Annotated in this window: 15 protein-coding genes; 9 read left to right on the top strand and 6 right to left on the bottom strand. The window is 39.8% G+C overall.

Annotated features, from left to right (window positions below; all coding sequences use genetic code 11):
• Positions 1–7 precede the first annotated feature (7 nt).
• From parE to DK924_RS01075, 5 genes are read right to left on the bottom strand one after another with little or no spacing between them, the layout of a single operon-like run.
• On the bottom strand, positions 8–1,897 hold the full coding sequence (gene parE, locus DK924_RS01095) for a DNA topoisomerase IV subunit B (RefSeq protein ID WP_010391564.1): 1,890 nt from the start codon (positions 1,895–1,897) through the stop codon (positions 8–10).
• Between the two features lie 20 nt (positions 1,898–1,917).
• Positions 1,918–2,481 (bottom strand): YqiA/YcfP family alpha/beta fold hydrolase, encoded by a 564-nt coding sequence (locus DK924_RS01090; RefSeq protein ID WP_010391565.1) that lies wholly within the window; start codon positions 2,479–2,481, stop codon positions 1,918–1,920.
• On the bottom strand, positions 2,466–3,251 hold the full coding sequence (locus tag DK924_RS01085; RefSeq protein WP_109874133.1) for a metallophosphoesterase: 786 nt from the start codon (positions 3,249–3,251) through the stop codon (positions 2,466–2,468). The genes DK924_RS01090 and DK924_RS01085 overlap by 16 nt, the downstream gene beginning before the upstream one ends.
• Positions 3,238–3,696: a DUF1249 domain-containing protein gene (locus tag DK924_RS01080; protein WP_054201904.1), complete on the bottom strand. Its 459-nt coding sequence runs from the start codon at positions 3,694–3,696 to the stop codon at positions 3,238–3,240. The genes DK924_RS01085 and DK924_RS01080 overlap by 14 nt, the downstream gene beginning before the upstream one ends.
• Before the next feature lie 30 nt (positions 3,697–3,726).
• Positions 3,727–4,353, bottom strand: a complete 627-nt coding sequence (locus DK924_RS01075) for an NUDIX domain-containing protein (protein WP_109874132.1) — start codon at positions 4,351–4,353, stop codon at positions 3,727–3,729.
• A gap of 205 nt (positions 4,354–4,558) precedes the next feature.
• On the opposite strand from DK924_RS01075, the gene tolC reads away from it, so the two are divergent.
• From tolC to DK924_RS01060, 3 genes are all read left to right on the top strand, one after another.
• Positions 4,559–5,917 carry an outer membrane channel protein TolC gene (gene tolC / locus DK924_RS01070; protein WP_109874131.1) on the top strand — a complete coding sequence of 453 codons (1,359 nt, stop codon included), beginning with the start codon at positions 4,559–4,561 and terminating at the stop codon, positions 5,915–5,917.
• A gap of 106 nt (positions 5,918–6,023) precedes the next feature.
• Entirely contained in the window at positions 6,024–6,947 is a 924-nt protein-coding gene (gene lpxL, locus DK924_RS01065) for an LpxL/LpxP family Kdo(2)-lipid IV(A) lauroyl/palmitoleoyl acyltransferase (RefSeq protein WP_054201907.1), read from the top strand.
• A 37-nt stretch (positions 6,948–6,984) separates the two neighbouring features.
• Positions 6,985–7,557, top strand: a complete 573-nt coding sequence (locus DK924_RS01060; RefSeq protein ID WP_010391576.1) for a toxin co-regulated pilus biosynthesis Q family protein — start codon at positions 6,985–6,987, stop codon at positions 7,555–7,557.
• Positions 7,558–7,870: 313 nt separating this feature from the next.
• On the opposite strand, the gene glnE is transcribed toward DK924_RS01060, so the two are convergent.
• Positions 7,871–10,666, bottom strand: coding sequence for a bifunctional [glutamate--ammonia ligase]-adenylyl-L-tyrosine phosphorylase/[glutamate--ammonia-ligase] adenylyltransferase (glnE, locus tag DK924_RS01055; RefSeq protein WP_109874130.1), 2,796 nt, complete (start codon positions 10,664–10,666; stop codon positions 7,871–7,873).
• 78 nt (positions 10,667–10,744) lie between these two features.
• Between glnE and DK924_RS01050 the strand changes: the two genes are divergently transcribed.
• From DK924_RS01050 to ruvX, 6 genes are all read left to right on the top strand, one after another.
• Positions 10,745–11,638, top strand: coding sequence for a hypothetical protein (locus DK924_RS01050; RefSeq protein WP_010391581.1), 894 nt, complete (start codon positions 10,745–10,747; stop codon positions 11,636–11,638).
• Positions 11,639–11,715: 77 nt separating this feature from the next.
• Positions 11,716–12,189 carry a hypothetical protein gene (locus tag DK924_RS01045; RefSeq protein WP_109874129.1) on the top strand — a complete coding sequence of 158 codons (474 nt, stop codon included), beginning with the start codon at positions 11,716–11,718 and terminating at the stop codon, positions 12,187–12,189.
• A gap of 70 nt (positions 12,190–12,259) precedes the next feature.
• Positions 12,260–12,994: a 16S rRNA (uracil(1498)-N(3))-methyltransferase gene (gene rsmE / locus DK924_RS01040; RefSeq protein WP_109874128.1), complete on the top strand. Its 735-nt coding sequence runs from the start codon at positions 12,260–12,262 to the stop codon at positions 12,992–12,994.
• Positions 12,995–13,060: 66 nt separating this feature from the next.
• Positions 13,061–14,011 carry a glutathione synthase gene (gene gshB / locus DK924_RS01035; protein WP_109874127.1) on the top strand — a complete coding sequence of 317 codons (951 nt, stop codon included), beginning with the start codon at positions 13,061–13,063 and terminating at the stop codon, positions 14,009–14,011.
• Positions 14,012–14,139: 128 nt separating this feature from the next.
• Positions 14,140–14,697, top strand: coding sequence for a YqgE/AlgH family protein (locus tag DK924_RS01030; protein WP_010391585.1), 558 nt, complete (start codon positions 14,140–14,142; stop codon positions 14,695–14,697).
• A gap of 17 nt (positions 14,698–14,714) precedes the next feature.
• The gene (ruvX, locus tag DK924_RS01025; RefSeq protein WP_013465849.1) at positions 14,715–15,164 is read left to right on the top strand and encodes a Holliday junction resolvase RuvX; all 450 of its coding nucleotides are present in this window, start codon (positions 14,715–14,717) and stop codon (positions 15,162–15,164) included.
• Positions 15,165–15,183 lie beyond the last annotated feature (19 nt).

Here is a 15,183-nt window from a genome sequence, read left to right as displayed (position 1 = left end):
AGGCTTATTAAACTTGTGCCTTGTTACCATGATCCTCTAGCCATTGACGGCGATCTGATGAGCGCTTTTTAGCGAGTAGCATATCCATCATTTCCATTGTTTGCTGCTCTTCATCAAGAGTAAGCTGTACTAAACGACGAGTATTAGGGTCCATGGTTGTTTCACGCAATTGTAGCGGGTTCATTTCGCCCAAACCTTTAAAGCGTTGTACGTTTACTTTGCCACGTTTCTTTTCTGCTTCTATGCGCGCTAAGATACCGGTTTTTTCATCTTCATCCAGCGCGTAGTAAACATCTTTACCAATATCAATTCTAAATAACGGTGGCATAGCAACATACACATGGCCGGTTTTAACTAATTGTGGGAAATGGCGAACAAATAAGGCACACAGTAAGGTGGCAATATGCAGTCCATCGGAGTCAGCATCCGCTAATATACAAATTTTATTATAACGTAGTCCCGACATATCGGCTGAGTCTGGGTCTATACCTAGCGCAACTGAAATATCGTGCACTTCTTGAGAGGCCAAAATTTGCCCTGATTCTACTTCCCAAGTATTTAAAATTTTACCTCTTAACGGCATGATTGCTTGGAATTCACGATCTCGCGCTTGTTTAGCTGAGCCCCCTGCTGAGTCACCCTCTACTAAAAACAATTCTGTGCGGTCATTATCAGCAGCACTACAATCGGTCAGTTTGCCTGGTAATGCTGGGCCTGATGTAACTCGCTTACGTACTACTTTTTTAGCCGCACGTAAGCGACGCTGTGCATTTGAAATACATAGTTCAGAAAGTAGCTCTGCGGTGTCAGTATGCTCATTTAGCCATAAGCTAAAGGCATCTTTTACTACACCCGATACAAACGCAGCACATGAACGTGATGAAAGTTTTTCTTTGGTTTGCCCTGCAAATTGTGGGTCTTGCATTTTAACCGACAACACATAACTACAACGTTCCCAAATATCATCTGGGGTGAGCTTTACGCCACGTGGTAATAAATTTCTAAACTCACAAAATTCACGCATCGCCTCTAAAAGCCCTTGGCGCAGACCATTTACATGGGTGCCCCCTTGCGCGGTAGGAATTAAGTTTACATAACTTTCGGCTATCGACTCACCACCTTCAGGCATCCATACTACCGCCCAATCAGCGCCTTCAATAGAACTTGAAAACTCACCCACAAATGGGTCTTTAGGTAGTATTTCGTAACCTTTAACGGCTTCAATTAAGTAATCTTTTAAGCCTGTTTCATAAAACCACTCTTGGGTTTCTTTCGTTTGTTTATTTACAAACTTAATACGCAAACCTGGACATAAAACCGCTTTAGCTTTTAATAAGTGATTAAGCTTAGTCAAAGAAAAATTAGCAGAGTCAAAATAGCTGGTATCTGGCCAAAAACGTACCGTAGTACCAGTGTTGCGTTTACCCACTGAGCCAATAACATTTAAATCTTCAACTTTATCGCCATGCTCAAAAGCCATTCTAAATTGCTGCGCATCACGGCGAACCGTTACTTCCACGCGGGTAGATAGCGCATTAACAACCGAGATACCTACGCCATGCAAGCCACCAGAGAATTGATAGTTTTTGTTTGAAAACTTACCGCCGGCATGCAGCTTAGTAAATATTAACTCAACTCCTGGAATACCTTCTTCTGGGTGAATGTCAATTGGCATACCTCGGCCATCGTCACTCACCTCAAGCGAATTATCTTCATGTAAAATGACATCAATACGTGTTGCGTGCCCAGCCATTGCTTCATCAACACTGTTATCAATTACCTCTTGGCCTAAATGGTTTGGCCTTGTGGTATCTGTATACATGCCAGGGCGGCGTTTTACCGGCTCTAATCCATTAAGTACTTCAATGGCTTCGGCGTTATAATTTTGTTGAGTCATAGTTTTTATCTTTATATACGCTAATATCTGATTTTAAGAAAATCGACAATGCTTGAAAAAGCGCGTTCAAAGCCATTAAAGCTATGATCGCCGCCAAATTCAATTAACTGTTTACATTGTGAGTAATACTTTATTGCGTGCTGAAAATTTAACACTTCATCCCCTGTTTGCTGTAATAAATACAACAGCTCAGGGTGTTTTAACTCTGTCACCGTTAATGCTTTTAACGCATCTATATGACGAGATTGTAATTGGTAATTATAATCTTGATACGGATTATAATTAGGCCCAAGTATAGGCTCTAATAATGTATATGGGGCAACGGCAGGATTAATTACCACCGCAGGAATTTGATAACGCTGCGATAAATACGTGGCAAAAAAACCACCTAGCGAGCTGCCCAATAATACGGTATTCGGTGTTAATAGTTGTTCAAGCGCTATAATAGCCTCTACAGGCTCATGATTTAAACGCGGCACACAATAATCAACATCATAGTGTGCCATAAGCTCACCAAAGCGCACAGCTTTATATGATTTTTCAGAGCTATTAAAACCGTGAATATAAATTACTCGTTTAACCATACCACGTCCGAGTGTATATGCACCTGTTGTTGCTCAGCATTTAAATACAGCATGCGATAAGCTGCCCCTTTATTTTCTTGCTGCCAAGTCGCGCTGTGTTTACTAAATTGCACGCAGCTGGCTGGGGTAGCGTAAACATTGAGCCCTCTAAACTGCTGTTGATAGTCATTATGGACATGCCCATGAAACAGCGCATCAACGCGACCATTATTAACTAATAAATTTAATAGTTGCGGCCCATTTTCTAGCATATGTTTATCTAGGTAGCCATTAATAGGTAATGGGTTGTGATGACAAAATGCAATATGGCGATTATTTGAATCAACTAAGCACGCCATAATTTCATCTAAATGTGTGGCGCTAACCCACCCTGCTGGTGTATCACCTTTAGAATTAATTAATATCAGCTCAATCCCTTGTGCCACTATGTGTTTAGCGTGTTGTATTTGCCCACCACTTATTAAATTAAGCTGTTCAATTTCATCATGGTTACCAGGCACCCAAAATACGGGGCAATCAACGTCACTATTATGAATAAGTTCTGCAAATAATAAATACGAATTAAAGCTGTGATCTTGCGTTAGGTCACCACCAAATATCAACGCATCAGGCTGCTGCTTTGCTATATCGGCCAATGCTTTAACAAAATGTTCAGCGGTATTAACGCCAAAGTATTTAGCATCTTTATCACTAAAAAGGTGGCAATCAGTTAGATGTGCAATTCGAAGCGTAGTTTGTTCAAAATAATAGATGTCATCAAACCAAGCCATTATTTACATCCCAATTAAGTGTTGATTGACCTCTTTCAACACACGCTACCAACCAGTCATACAAAAAAGCATTTAACTGATACTTTTCATCTTTTTGATGCATTTTTGGGTTAGGGTAACCATAAGAAGGCTTAATTCGTTGGTGGTAGTCATGATGAATAATTTCAGCCACCTTCGCATCATTGTACAAACGTACCGTTAAATACAGCGGTGCAATGCCAACGAGCATGCCATTTAACTGTTTAATAGAAACATCAAGTGTGTACTTAGCACTATCATCTATGTGAATTGCAAATTCACTGTGCCCTAATTTAATTTCTCTTACATTGCCAATCACTTGCTCATGAGGCAGTAGTTTTAAAAGGCGTACGTAATTGTGCTCACAAAGCGTTAAATACTTTGGAAGGCTTTGAATGTATCGATTAGTGGTTAAAAGTGCTGTCAAAATACCGCCATTACTATTAAAAATTAAAAACTATGCCCACTTTTTACGTATCTTATCGCGATTTAGCGCTAACCATTGCAAGCAAATTACGGTAGCAGCATTATCTATTTCACCACTATTAAGTCGCTGTAGTGCTTCGTCTACGTGCATAATATGGGTTTTAATATCTTCACCTTCGGTTTCTAACCCATAAATGCCAGTACTCATTTGGCTTAAATCGGCGTGAGCTAAATATAAGAACAAACGCTCTGTAGTACCGCCGGGGCTTGAAAGATAAGACAACATAAACTCAAGTTCTGTTAAATTAAGCCCCGCTTCTTCAAGCGCTTCTTTTTTAACAACCGCTTCGTAATCTTCACTGCCATCGGTCATACCCGCTATACATTCTAACAGCCAAGGCGTATGTTTGCTTTTAATTGCGCCAATTCGAATTTGTTCTATAAGCAATACTTGCTCAGTGACTGGATCATAAGGTAATACCGCGACCGCATCGCCACGCTCTAAAATTTCTCGACGAATAACCTCAGACTCTCCACCAGCAAACAGGGCATGCTGAAATTGATAAAGGTTTATTTTAAAAAAACCGTTATACAAATTTTCAACCGGTTTTAATCTCACATCATCATGGGTAAATTGAGTACGACTTTTATTCGCCATGTTTTTTATTTCCTTTTTGAAAGCGTAGATACATCAACGCCTTGATTGCCAGCCCTATTAAAACGCTAAATTGAGCGAATGAGGCGTGTTAGGTATATATTCTGTTACACTTGAGAACGTTGTTTTACTAATTTTTTTTTTAGTTATTAAGTAAAACAGGTTAACATGCCTGTAGTACAAAAATTGTCTAAGGACCGAACATCACATGAAAAAGAACATCCTTGCAGCACTGGTTAGTTTATCATGCGCATTGGGCTCAACCGTAGCCAATGCTGAAGATTTACTTCAAGTTTTTGAAATCGCAACAGCCAACGATCCTACCGTTTTAAAAGCAAAAGCCCAAGCTGATGCTCAATCATACCAAAGCGATCGCGCTATGAGCGCACTATTACCGCAAATTGGCTTGACTATGAGTTACACAAAGTCTGACTCAACTTCCTTCAGACAATCTGAGGATTTATCTTCTCTTGATAAAATTAATGCTGAAAACGACGAGTTTTCTCGTGGTATTAGCTTAAACCAAACGTTATTTGATTTAGGCGCATGGAATTCATTAGGTATAGCCGACAAACAAGCACTTCAAGCAAGCGGCCAATACGACTTTGCCAAGCAAAACCTAATTGTGCGTGTTGCTGAGGGCTATTTTAACGTACTTAGCGCTATTGATAACCTTGAATTTGTACAAGCTGAAAAACGTGCCATTGAGCGCCAACTTGAACAAACTAAACAGCGTTACGCTGTAGGTTTAACAGCTATTACCGATGTACATGAAGCACAAGCACAATTTGATAATTCAGTAGCGCAAGAGATCATTGCTAATAATGCGGTAGAAACAGCCCGTGAGCAGCTACGTGAGATCACTGGTAAGTACCACGCAAAGCTGGATATGTTAAACACCGAAACATTTTCTACTGTTAAGCCAAGTACGCCTGCAACTGATTTAGTTAAAATAGCTAAAGACAAAAACTTAAATCTGCAAGTATCAAAAATAACGGTTGATATAGCTAAAGAACAAATTGAACTCGCAAAAGCAGGTCATTACCCAAAACTAACGTTAAATGCTAGCTACGGCGACTCATTAACAGATAGTGAGTTAAATGGCGCTAGTTTTGACGACCAGCCTCGTTCTGATTCAACCTCTATTGGACTAAACTTTAGCGTCCCACTTTACTCAGGTGGCGCAACGGTTGCTGCAACAGATCAAGCACGTGCATTTTACGTTGCTGCTAGCCAAGATTTTGAAACCGATTATCGTGCAGTAACTCGCTCTGTAATTACTTCTTACAATCAAGTGGTATCTGACATTGCAACATTTAAAGCGCTCGAACAAGCAGTTATCTCAGCTGAAAGTGCATTAAAAGCCACTGAAGCGGGTTTTGAAGTAGGTACACGTACAATCGTTGATGTACTGATCAGTACGCAAAACTTGTACAATGCAAAGCGTAACCTTGCTGATGTACGTTATCGTTATGTTGTATCAACGCTTCGCTTAAAACAAGCAACAGGAACATTGAGCCGTGAAGATTTAGTGGGTATAAACCAAGGTTTAAATACCGTTAACTAAGCAGACGACTTCATTATAAATAATCACTAAAGCCAGCTTTTTGCTGGCTTTTTGTATTTTTTAACACATAGCGTTAAACTAGCCTTTTATTTTTAGAGAAATTTTTGTGGTTAACTCATCCCCTTTTAAAGCCTCTTTTTTAGGTCCTCGTTATTGGCTAACCTGGATTGGTGTTTTGTTTTTATATCTCATTTCTTGGTTACCGCAAAAACTACAATTAGCTATGGGTAAGCAGCTAGGACGCTTGGTTCATAAATATATGAAGCGTAGAAGGCATATTGCTGAGGTTAATATTAAACGCTGTTTCCCCACAATGAGCGAAACCGAGCAACAACAGCTGGTACTTAAGAACATGGAAAATACCGGTATTGCGATGGTTGAAACCGGCATGGCTTGGTGGTGGCCACAGTGGCGGGTCAAAAAAGTACTCGGGTCAATAAAAGGGCTTGAGCATTTTGAGCGCGTACAACAATCAGGAAAAGGCGTTTTATTACTTGTTCCACATATACTGCATCTTGAAATGACAAGCCGCGTAATGGGATTGAAGTGCCAAGGTATTGGCTTTTACCGCCCGCATAACAACCCGCTTATGGAATACTTTACCACCAATGGACGTCTTCGCTCTAATGAATACATGGTTGGAAAAAAAGACGTAAAAGGATTATTAAAATCATTAAAAAATAAAAAACTGTGTTATTACTTACCCGATCAGGATTATGGCCGTAACCGCTGTGAGTTTGTGCCTTTTTACGCAGTACCCGATACAGCAACCACCACTGGTACACTAATGTTTGCTGGTAGTAAAAACTGCGAAACAATGAGCTTAATTGCTTATAGGGATAACAACGGAAAGTACCACTTAGAAATCGTGCCTGAGCTTGAAAACTTCCCAAGCGGCGATGATAAAGCCGATGTAACACGTGTTAATCAGCGCATGGAACAATCAATAAATGCCGCCCCTGAACAATATATGTGGTTGCATAGACGTTTTAAAACACGACCCGATAAAGACGCCCCCTCTTTCTATTAAAGATGGGTTATTAAAATAACAAAGATGAGTAACAGCCATGTGGTTTTGGATTAGATATATACTTTTAGCTTTATTGTTAATTGGTGCAGCCATTTACTTTCTACTAAATGGTTCGTCGTCACTCAATTATCAACAAACCACTAACGCTGCGGCTGAAGGGTTATCGCGGTTTTATGCATCAATCCGAGATAGAATTTCTGTCAATAAAGACAATGACAAATTTGTAATTGAACTCGAAAAACCCGATCTTAGCCTCGACAGAGCGCTAAACCAGCGTTCTTTTGTAGTAGAGCCTATGCCTTTAAATTGGAGTGGAGAAGTAGGCCCGCGTCGCTTCCAACGTGACTCAACCTTGCGTACCGTACTAACCCAATATGCTAATAACGAAGGTATTACTTTAATGTGGTACTTAGACAAAGATTACGTTGTTAAGGATCACTTTCGAATAGATAGCAGTTTTAACTCCGCTTTATACCGCGTTAGCCGCTCTATAAATGATGATTTTTCAAATGAAGTGTATGCGTTTTTCTGCCCTAAACAACGCGCAGCGGTTATTACCGAGCTACCGTCTGAATTTGTACGTACAAACTGTTTAAAGCTAAGTAATTAACTAGGGTCTGTTGACCTTTCAAGGTTGAATTTGCAGCAGTCTGTTTAGTATTTAGGCAAGGCAGAGCCTATGAAGTGTGGTTATTCCCCATAAATAGGCGATAACGCGGAATAAATGCCAAACAGGCGCTGCCCGAAGGGTTCTGCCTAGGAGCAATTAACTCTTTGTTGCTCGGTTCTTACTTAGCCCACTAGGTTACAAACCTCGCGCCGCGATTAAATTGCCCCTAGTTTGAACAAATATCAATCCGCAAAGTTCAACAGACCCTTGGCTTTATAGGCGCTCAATAATAATCGAGCGCCTATGTATTTATTCAATTTAATTCAAAAATAGCCTGCCATATCGACGTGACATTTTTAATATCTTCACTAAAATCTTCACGTTTTACGCAGCGACCCTGCTGATCTAAGCTCAACACATGATAGCGTGAGCGATAATCTATATAGGCTTTAATAAGTTGCTGTTTTTGTGTGTCTGTAATGCAACCAATTTTAGCTGCGTCCGTTAAAATTCTGACATTGTCAGAATAGTCGCATAAATGGGTAAATTCATGAGCGTACTTTAATACTAAATATTGGGTGATAAACTCAATATCGGTCATCGCCCCCACGTCTTGTTTTAAATCAAACTGCTGCTCGTTGCCTTTAGCTAAATGGCCACGCATTTTTTCGCGCATTTTAATTACGTCGGTTTTTAGCAGTTCAACATCACGTTTTTGACACAATATCTCGGCGCGAATTTGTGCAAAACGCGTTACTAATTCAGTTTGGCCTAAAATCAGCCTCGCTCTGACTAAAGCTTGATGCTCCCACGTCCATGCTTGAGTTTGTTGGTAATGATTAAAACTCTCTAAGTTAATCGCTAATAACCCTGATGCCCCCTCTGGACGAAGTCGAGTATCTAATTCATATAAAATACCTGAAGCAGTACGAGTATTAAATAAATGCATTAAACGCTGTGCTAGCTTTAAATAAAATTGCCTTGAGTCAATTGCCTTGTCGCCGCTGGTATAGCTGGTACCGTCATGGTTATGCACAAAAACTAAATCGAGATCAGAGTCATAACCCACCTCAAAACCACCGGTTTTTCCATACGCAATAACGGCAAAGCCTTTATGTTCATCATCGGTATTAGGTGGCATGCCAAAACGTTTAACACAATGATACCAAGCAATATTAACAGCCTGATCAACTATCGCTTCTGCAAGTGCGGTTAAGTGATCGCTTACTTTCATTACATCAATTACGCCAGTGGCATCTGCGGCAGCAATCCGTAACTGATGGGTTTGTTTAAACTGACGCAATGCTTCCATTTGTTGTTCAAGATCGTCATGTTCAATACGTAAAAAATACTGTCTTATTTCATCTTTATACGCTGTTAATGGGGTCGGTTTATACAGCACTGCAGGGTCGATAAGTTCATCGAGTAGAATGGGATACAATGAAATATGCTCTCCAATCCACTTGCTATGGCAACAGAGCAAAACTAACTGCTTTAACGTTCCTGGGTTTTCATACAACAGCTCTAAATAAGCGGTGCGCGAAATAATTTTATTTAGTATTTGGCATACCGTTGTAAACGCACTGGCAGTAGCATTAAAGTCGTTTAATTGTTTTAGTAATGCAGGCATTAATTTATCAAGAATATCGCGTCCACGGTTGCCCACTTTGGCTTTAGATAGGCGCTGTTTGAAGTCATGTAATGGTGTTTGCCACTCTTCTCTTGGTTCATTCAAAAAGCTAACATCACCATGATCCCAAGTACTTATAAACGCGCCTTCACAAGTATCAAGTGGTTCAGTTTCTTCACCAATTACCTGAATAAACTCATTATGAATTTGCGCCATGACCTGTTCTATTTTTTCAATAGCTGAGTCAAAATTACCTTGCTTCAACAATACATTCAGCCGTTGCTGATTTAGCTCATCATCAGGCAGAGTTTGTGTTTGCTGATCATCAAAAATTTGTAGGTATTGCTCTACCCTACGTAAATAAAGGTAGTTATTTTTAAGCCCTCTGGCTTCATGCTCATCAATCACTTGACTAACTGTTAACTGCTCTAATGCAGTTAATAAAGATTGTGTTTGTAAATTTGCTTCTCTGCCGCCTCTGACCATTTGCAATGCTTGAACAATAAATTCAACTTCGCGAATGCCGCCACCACCTAATTTAATGTTATTAGTTAAGCGCTTACGACGCACTTCTTGGGCAATCATGAGTTTCATTTTTCTAAGCGATTCAATCACCGAAAAATCAATGTAGCGACGATAAACAAAAGGTCTCAGCAAAGTATTAAATTCCTGCCAATAACGACTAGGCGTGCCAATTAATCGCCCTTTTAACATCGCGTAGCGCTCCCAATCACGCCCTTGCTCTTGGTAATAGTCTTCAATGGCATTAAAGCTCATCACCAACGGACCACTTTCACCAAATGGGCGCAAACGCATATCAACCCGAAATACTTGGCCATCTACGGTGCATTGGTTCAGGGCTGTAATTAACTTTTGGGCCACTTTAGTATAAAAAACAGATGCTTCGAGCGAGCGACGACCGCCTTGGGTTTTAACGTTGCGGGGGTATGCAAAAATAAGGTCGATATCAGATGAGTAATTTAGCTCTTGCCCTCCTAACTTCCCCATGCCTAGTACCATTAATGGTAAAGCGTTTTTATCTTCATCTAATGGTTCACCATTAGTTTTAGCAACATTATTGTAGGCCCATTGATTAGCACTATCTATCAGTTTATTGGCAAGTTCACTAATGTATTTAATGCTATCCGCAATTGAGTTTTCACAACATAAGTCTAAAAAAGCGACTTTTAGCCAGTACTTTTCACGATATTGGCGCAGTAATTGATGACACTGCTGCTCTTCTACTTCATTTATATTAAGTGTTGCAAAGGGATCTGAAATTTCTCTATTATTAATTTCAACTTCGCATAGCAACCAAGACAACAGCGAAGGTTGAGAACTTAAACTACGCCAAGCAAAATCACTTAACGCTAATAAACGCACGATTTGCTGCTGGATTTGTTGTTCGGGATACAGCGCTGCAAAACGCGTTTCACCCAGTTTTTGTAATTCAATAGGAAGCTGCGTGTCGTTACTCATCAATACCCTCTTTTATCTCACCAATAACCATACTAGAATGGTTAAAAACCTATCAAGGTAAATCTATTTAGGAACACCATGTCATACTTGTCATTATCTAACACTAGTTTAGTTGCGATTGCTATTAGTTTTGTGGTTATTTGTATTATTATCATCAGTTTAAGAATTATTACTCAAATAAAAGCAAAACAAGCACTTAAAGAAGAATTAGCGCAACATGATAACTTTGCAATGGGAATTAGTTTTGCTTCTGAAATATCAGTCGTGATCGCCACGATGGCATTTTTGTTCGATGAAATTAGTATTAGCACCGCTCAATCAAATCCGCTGAAAGTCATTTTATTAATTGTGCTGTTATTTTCGTTTATAAAAATGGGACATTTAATCCACCGTAAATGGATTTTACGCCGCTTTAATGAAGAAGCAGCTATATTAAAACAAAACGTTTGTGCAGCGTTGGTTGATTCAGGCATGCTGATTGCCAACTGCATTTTAGTATTGGGTTTATATACGTGGACACACACTCAAGGCTTTAGTAATTTATTAATAGCCTCGGTAAGCTTTTTTGTTTTACAAGGCATGTTTGCCCTAGACAGTAAAATACGCGAAAACCGCTTTGCTAAAGCCAACCAAGGGGCCTCGTTGCAAAGTAACTTTGGTTTAGAAAACACCTCCATTGGTATTCGCTATGCGGGTAAATCAATAGGCTTAGCTCTTGCTGCGTATGCTGGTTTATCGAGTGCGGCGTTTCAAAACGGTAAAATGGTAGAGAACTTATTTACTTTGGTAATGCATTGCGGTGTGATGTGGCTGTTACTATACTGTTTAACGTATATTATAAAAATTATTTCAATGCCAAATATAGATACCGCACTTGAAGTCGATCATCAGGATAATATTGGCATTGCCTGTATTGAATTTGCTGTATTTTGTGCTATTGGTTATTTATTAATAAGTATGTTTTCAATTTAGTACCAAACTCATTAAATTTAGCCGTTGCTTAACGTCCCTATTTAATTGTTTGGTAAATTAACAGGGACTTTAGGCATATGGCAATTAAAACAGGAAGTTATCTATTAATCGATATAGATAACGAGTTCAGCCGAGCATTTGTAAAACATTACATAAATACTAATGATGCTGCTAAAAGGGACATCATAATAGCCGGTGCGAACACGCAAAAGCTGGTTAAAATGATGTTTGATGAACTCGTTAAAGATTATTGCTATTGCGATATTGAGAACGAAATCAGTATTTCAGAACTGGCCAGCTACCTTCACGAACACCACAATGTTCAAGGCGTATTATTCAACCAAACAGATTATTTGCTCGCTGATGATACACAGCGCTTTATTTATAATTCATTACATGAAAAACGCTATATTATTAGTCAAACCAATCATGGCTATGACATTAACCCCATAAATGAAGAGTGCCATTCAAATCATTTGTCCTGTGATACCGATATAGCCCAAACCGCACAAGAACTAACAGAGCTTGCAGTCCCTGAATATGAAAAATAAATAATTGCACCCAAGCCTTTGCTTACTTACCATAGAGGGATATAACTTCTATGTAAAAAAGTGATTTGCCATGCGAGTGCCTCATATTTATCAATCATCACCAATTGCCCTTAATACTCCTTTAAACCTTGACGATGATGCTGCAGGGCACATAGGCCGTGTGTTGCGCATGAAAGTGGGCGAGCAGGTTTCTATTTTTAATGGTGAAGGCGGAGAGTTTCTAAGTGAAATTATTGAGGTGAGTAAAAAGAGCGTGGTTGTTATGCCGCTTGAATTTAATCCTCATGACGTTGAATCACCATTAAAAATTCATTTAGGCCAGTGCGTATCCCGTGGTGACAAAATGGATTTTACCATTCAAAAGTCTGTTGAATTAGGGATCACTGAAATCACCCCTATTTTTAGCCAGCGCTGCGGCGTAAAACTAAGTGGCGACCGCTTAGAAAAAAAACACCAGCAATGGCAAAAAATAGCCATTGCCGCAGCAGAGCAATCTGGGCGCAACTTTGTGCCAAAAGTACACTCACCTGTTGATTTAAAAACCTGGCTTGAACAGCAAACAGCTGCCATTAAATTAACTCTGCATCCTCGCGCCGAACACAGTATTAAAACCATTACCGTTCCCGATGACGGCGTGCGCTTTTTAGTAGGGCCTGAGGGTGGATTTACTAACGATGAAATAGCACAAACAAAGCAACAAGAATTTGTAGATATTCGCTTAGGCCCGCGGGTACTTCGCACAGAAACAGCAGCGTTAACCGTTTTAAGCGCACTGCAATTACAATTTGGCGATTTAGCTAATTGAAATAACTAAAAGCACCCACATATCAAGATTACAGTTGTAAAAAACACATAAACTAAGGCACAGCGCATGGCAATTAAGTTAGGTATTATTTCAGATCCTATTAGTGGATTTAATATTAAAAAAGACACCGGTTTTGCAATGATGATGCAAGCGCAAACCCGTGGCTACGAAATTTACTACATGGAAATGGATGATTTATCGCTGCGTCAAGGCAATGCCTACGCTACTGCAGCCAAAGCACAGGTTTTTGATAACGCAGAAAAGTGGTATCAACTTGAAGAAAAAATCACCATTGCACTGGCTGACTTAGACGTTATTTTAATGCGTAAAGATCCGCCTTTTGATACTGAATATATTTACGCAACCTATATTTTAGAACGTGCTGAGCAAGCGGGTACTTTAGTTATTAATAAGCCACAGAGCTTGCGTGACGCCAATGAAAAACTATTTACCGCTTGGTTTAGTGAGCATACACCTGATACGTTAGTTACGCGCAGCCAAAAGCAAATCCGTGAATTTTTAGCCGAGCACAAAGATATTATTTTAAAACCACTGGATGGTATGGGTGGTGCTTCTATTTTTAGAGTAAAAGCAGATGATGCCAATATTGGCGTAATATGCGAAACCTTAACTGAGCATGGCAGTCGCTTTGCGATGGCGCAAAATTACATTGAAGAGATCACTCAAGGTGACAAGCGCGTATTGGTTGTTGATGGTGAAGTTATTCCTTATTGTTTAGCGCGTATCCCACAAAACGGCGAAACGCGCGGTAACTTAGCCGCCGGCGGACGTGGTGAAGCACGCCCAATTAGTGAGTCAGATCTTAAAATTGCTCAAGCAGTTGCCCCTACATTGAAAGAAAAAGGCTTAATATTTGTTGGCTTAGATATCATTGGCGATAAGTTAACTGAAATTAACGTAACAGCACCAACCTGTGTTAAAGAAATTGAGGCCGCTTACGATATTTCTATTACCGGTATTTTATTTGATGCTATAGAGAGAAAGCTTAGTAAATAATATTAAAGCCATAACAAACTTTAAGCAGTGGCGCTTCTATAGTCACCGCTTAAAGTCGAATAAATTTTTAGTGTTAAAACATGGGACTATGCCATACTCAAGATTCAATAACTAAAAGGGTAAAACTTATGCAGTCATTAGAAAATCACTTTTTAATCGCAATGCCATCAATGCAAGACCCTTTTTTTAAACGTGCCGTCACTTATATTTGTGAACACAATGAAGAAGGCGCTATGGGACTTGTTATCAATCAGCCGATTGATGTCACCGTAGGTGAGTTACTCGACAAAATTGATATTGATAACGATAAGTCGCAACATGCCGCGCAAGTGACAGTGTATGCTGGCGGGCCGGTAAAAACGGATCGTGGCTTTGTACTACATTCACCAAAACCGGGGTATTCGGCAAGCCAAAAGTTGAGTAGTGATATTATGATCACTACCTCAAAAGATGTATTAGCCACATTAACTACTGCTCAAGCACCCGAGCAATTTATAATTACCTTAGGTTACTCAGGTTGGGAGCAAGGCCAGCTAGAACAAGAGCTACTTGATAATAGCTGGTTGATTATAAAAGCCGACCCTAAAATAATTTTTGATACCCCAGTGGAAAAGCGCTGGGAAATGGCAGTCTCTATGCTTGGTTTTGATGTTAGCCAATTAAGCCCTGAAGCTGGACATGCCTAATAACATAAAAGACAAACATGACTAAAAAAACTGTAAAACCGCAAGGTGAGCGCACCGTAATGGGATTTGATTTTGGTACTAAGAGCATTGGTATCGCAATTGGTCAAGAATTGACAGGCAGCGCCACCAGTTTGAAAGCGGTGAAAGCTCAAGATGGCATCCCTAATTGGGATGACATTGCTGTGCAGGTAAAAGAGTGGCAACCTGACTTAATGGTGGTTGGCTTACCGCTTAATATGGATGGCACTTCTCAAGAGGTCACCTTTAAAGCCAAAAAGTTCGCCAATCGATTGCATAATCATTACGGTATTGCGGTTCATACTCAAGATGAGCGCTTAACTACCGCTGATGCTAAAGCACGATTGTTTGAACGTGGTGGTTATAAAAACTTAGGTAAAGGCAACGTAGATAATATGTCTGCGGTGATTATTCTAGAGAGCTTTTTTGAAGCCAGTTATGGCGAATAAATTGATTTAACAAAAAAAG

The sequence above is a fragment of the Pseudoalteromonas sp. meg-B1 genome, assembly GCF_003173795.1.
In the GTDB taxonomy this organism is placed as follows: Bacteria; Pseudomonadota; Gammaproteobacteria; order Enterobacterales; family Alteromonadaceae; genus Pseudoalteromonas; species Pseudoalteromonas undina.
The sequence above is the reverse complement of the archived record's forward strand: the minus strand, read 5'-3'. Positions and strand labels throughout refer to the sequence as shown.

What these genes read in the sequence shown, in the direction of transcription:
- parE (WP_010391564.1), bottom strand. Translation starts at nt 1,897, where the DNA reads ATGACTCAACAAAATTATAACGCCGAAGCCATTGAAGTACTTAATGGA.
- DK924_RS01090 (WP_010391565.1), bottom strand. Translation starts at nt 2,481, where the DNA reads ATGGTTAAACGAGTAATTTATATTCACGGTTTTAATAGCTCTGAAAAA.
- DK924_RS01085 (WP_109874133.1), bottom strand. Translation starts at nt 3,251, where the DNA reads ATGGCTTGGTTTGATGACATCTATTATTTTGAACAAACTACGCTTCGA.
- DK924_RS01075 (WP_109874132.1), bottom strand. Translation starts at nt 4,353, where the DNA reads ATGGCGAATAAAAGTCGTACTCAATTTACCCATGATGATGTGAGATTA.
- tolC (WP_109874131.1), top strand. Translation starts at nt 4,559, where the DNA reads ATGAAAAAGAACATCCTTGCAGCACTGGTTAGTTTATCATGCGCATTG.
- DK924_RS01060 (WP_010391576.1), top strand. Translation starts at nt 6,985, where the DNA reads ATGTGGTTTTGGATTAGATATATACTTTTAGCTTTATTGTTAATTGGT.
- glnE (WP_109874130.1), bottom strand. Translation starts at nt 10,666, where the DNA reads ATGAGTAACGACACGCAGCTTCCTATTGAATTACAAAAACTGGGTGAA.
- DK924_RS01050 (WP_010391581.1), top strand. Translation starts at nt 10,745, where the DNA reads ATGTCATACTTGTCATTATCTAACACTAGTTTAGTTGCGATTGCTATT.
- DK924_RS01045 (WP_109874129.1), top strand. Translation starts at nt 11,716, where the DNA reads ATGGCAATTAAAACAGGAAGTTATCTATTAATCGATATAGATAACGAG.
- rsmE (WP_109874128.1), top strand. Translation starts at nt 12,260, where the DNA reads ATGCGAGTGCCTCATATTTATCAATCATCACCAATTGCCCTTAATACT.
- gshB (WP_109874127.1), top strand. Translation starts at nt 13,061, where the DNA reads ATGGCAATTAAGTTAGGTATTATTTCAGATCCTATTAGTGGATTTAAT.
- DK924_RS01030 (WP_010391585.1), top strand. Translation starts at nt 14,140, where the DNA reads ATGCAGTCATTAGAAAATCACTTTTTAATCGCAATGCCATCAATGCAA.
- ruvX (WP_013465849.1), top strand. Translation starts at nt 14,715, where the DNA reads ATGACTAAAAAAACTGTAAAACCGCAAGGTGAGCGCACCGTAATGGGA.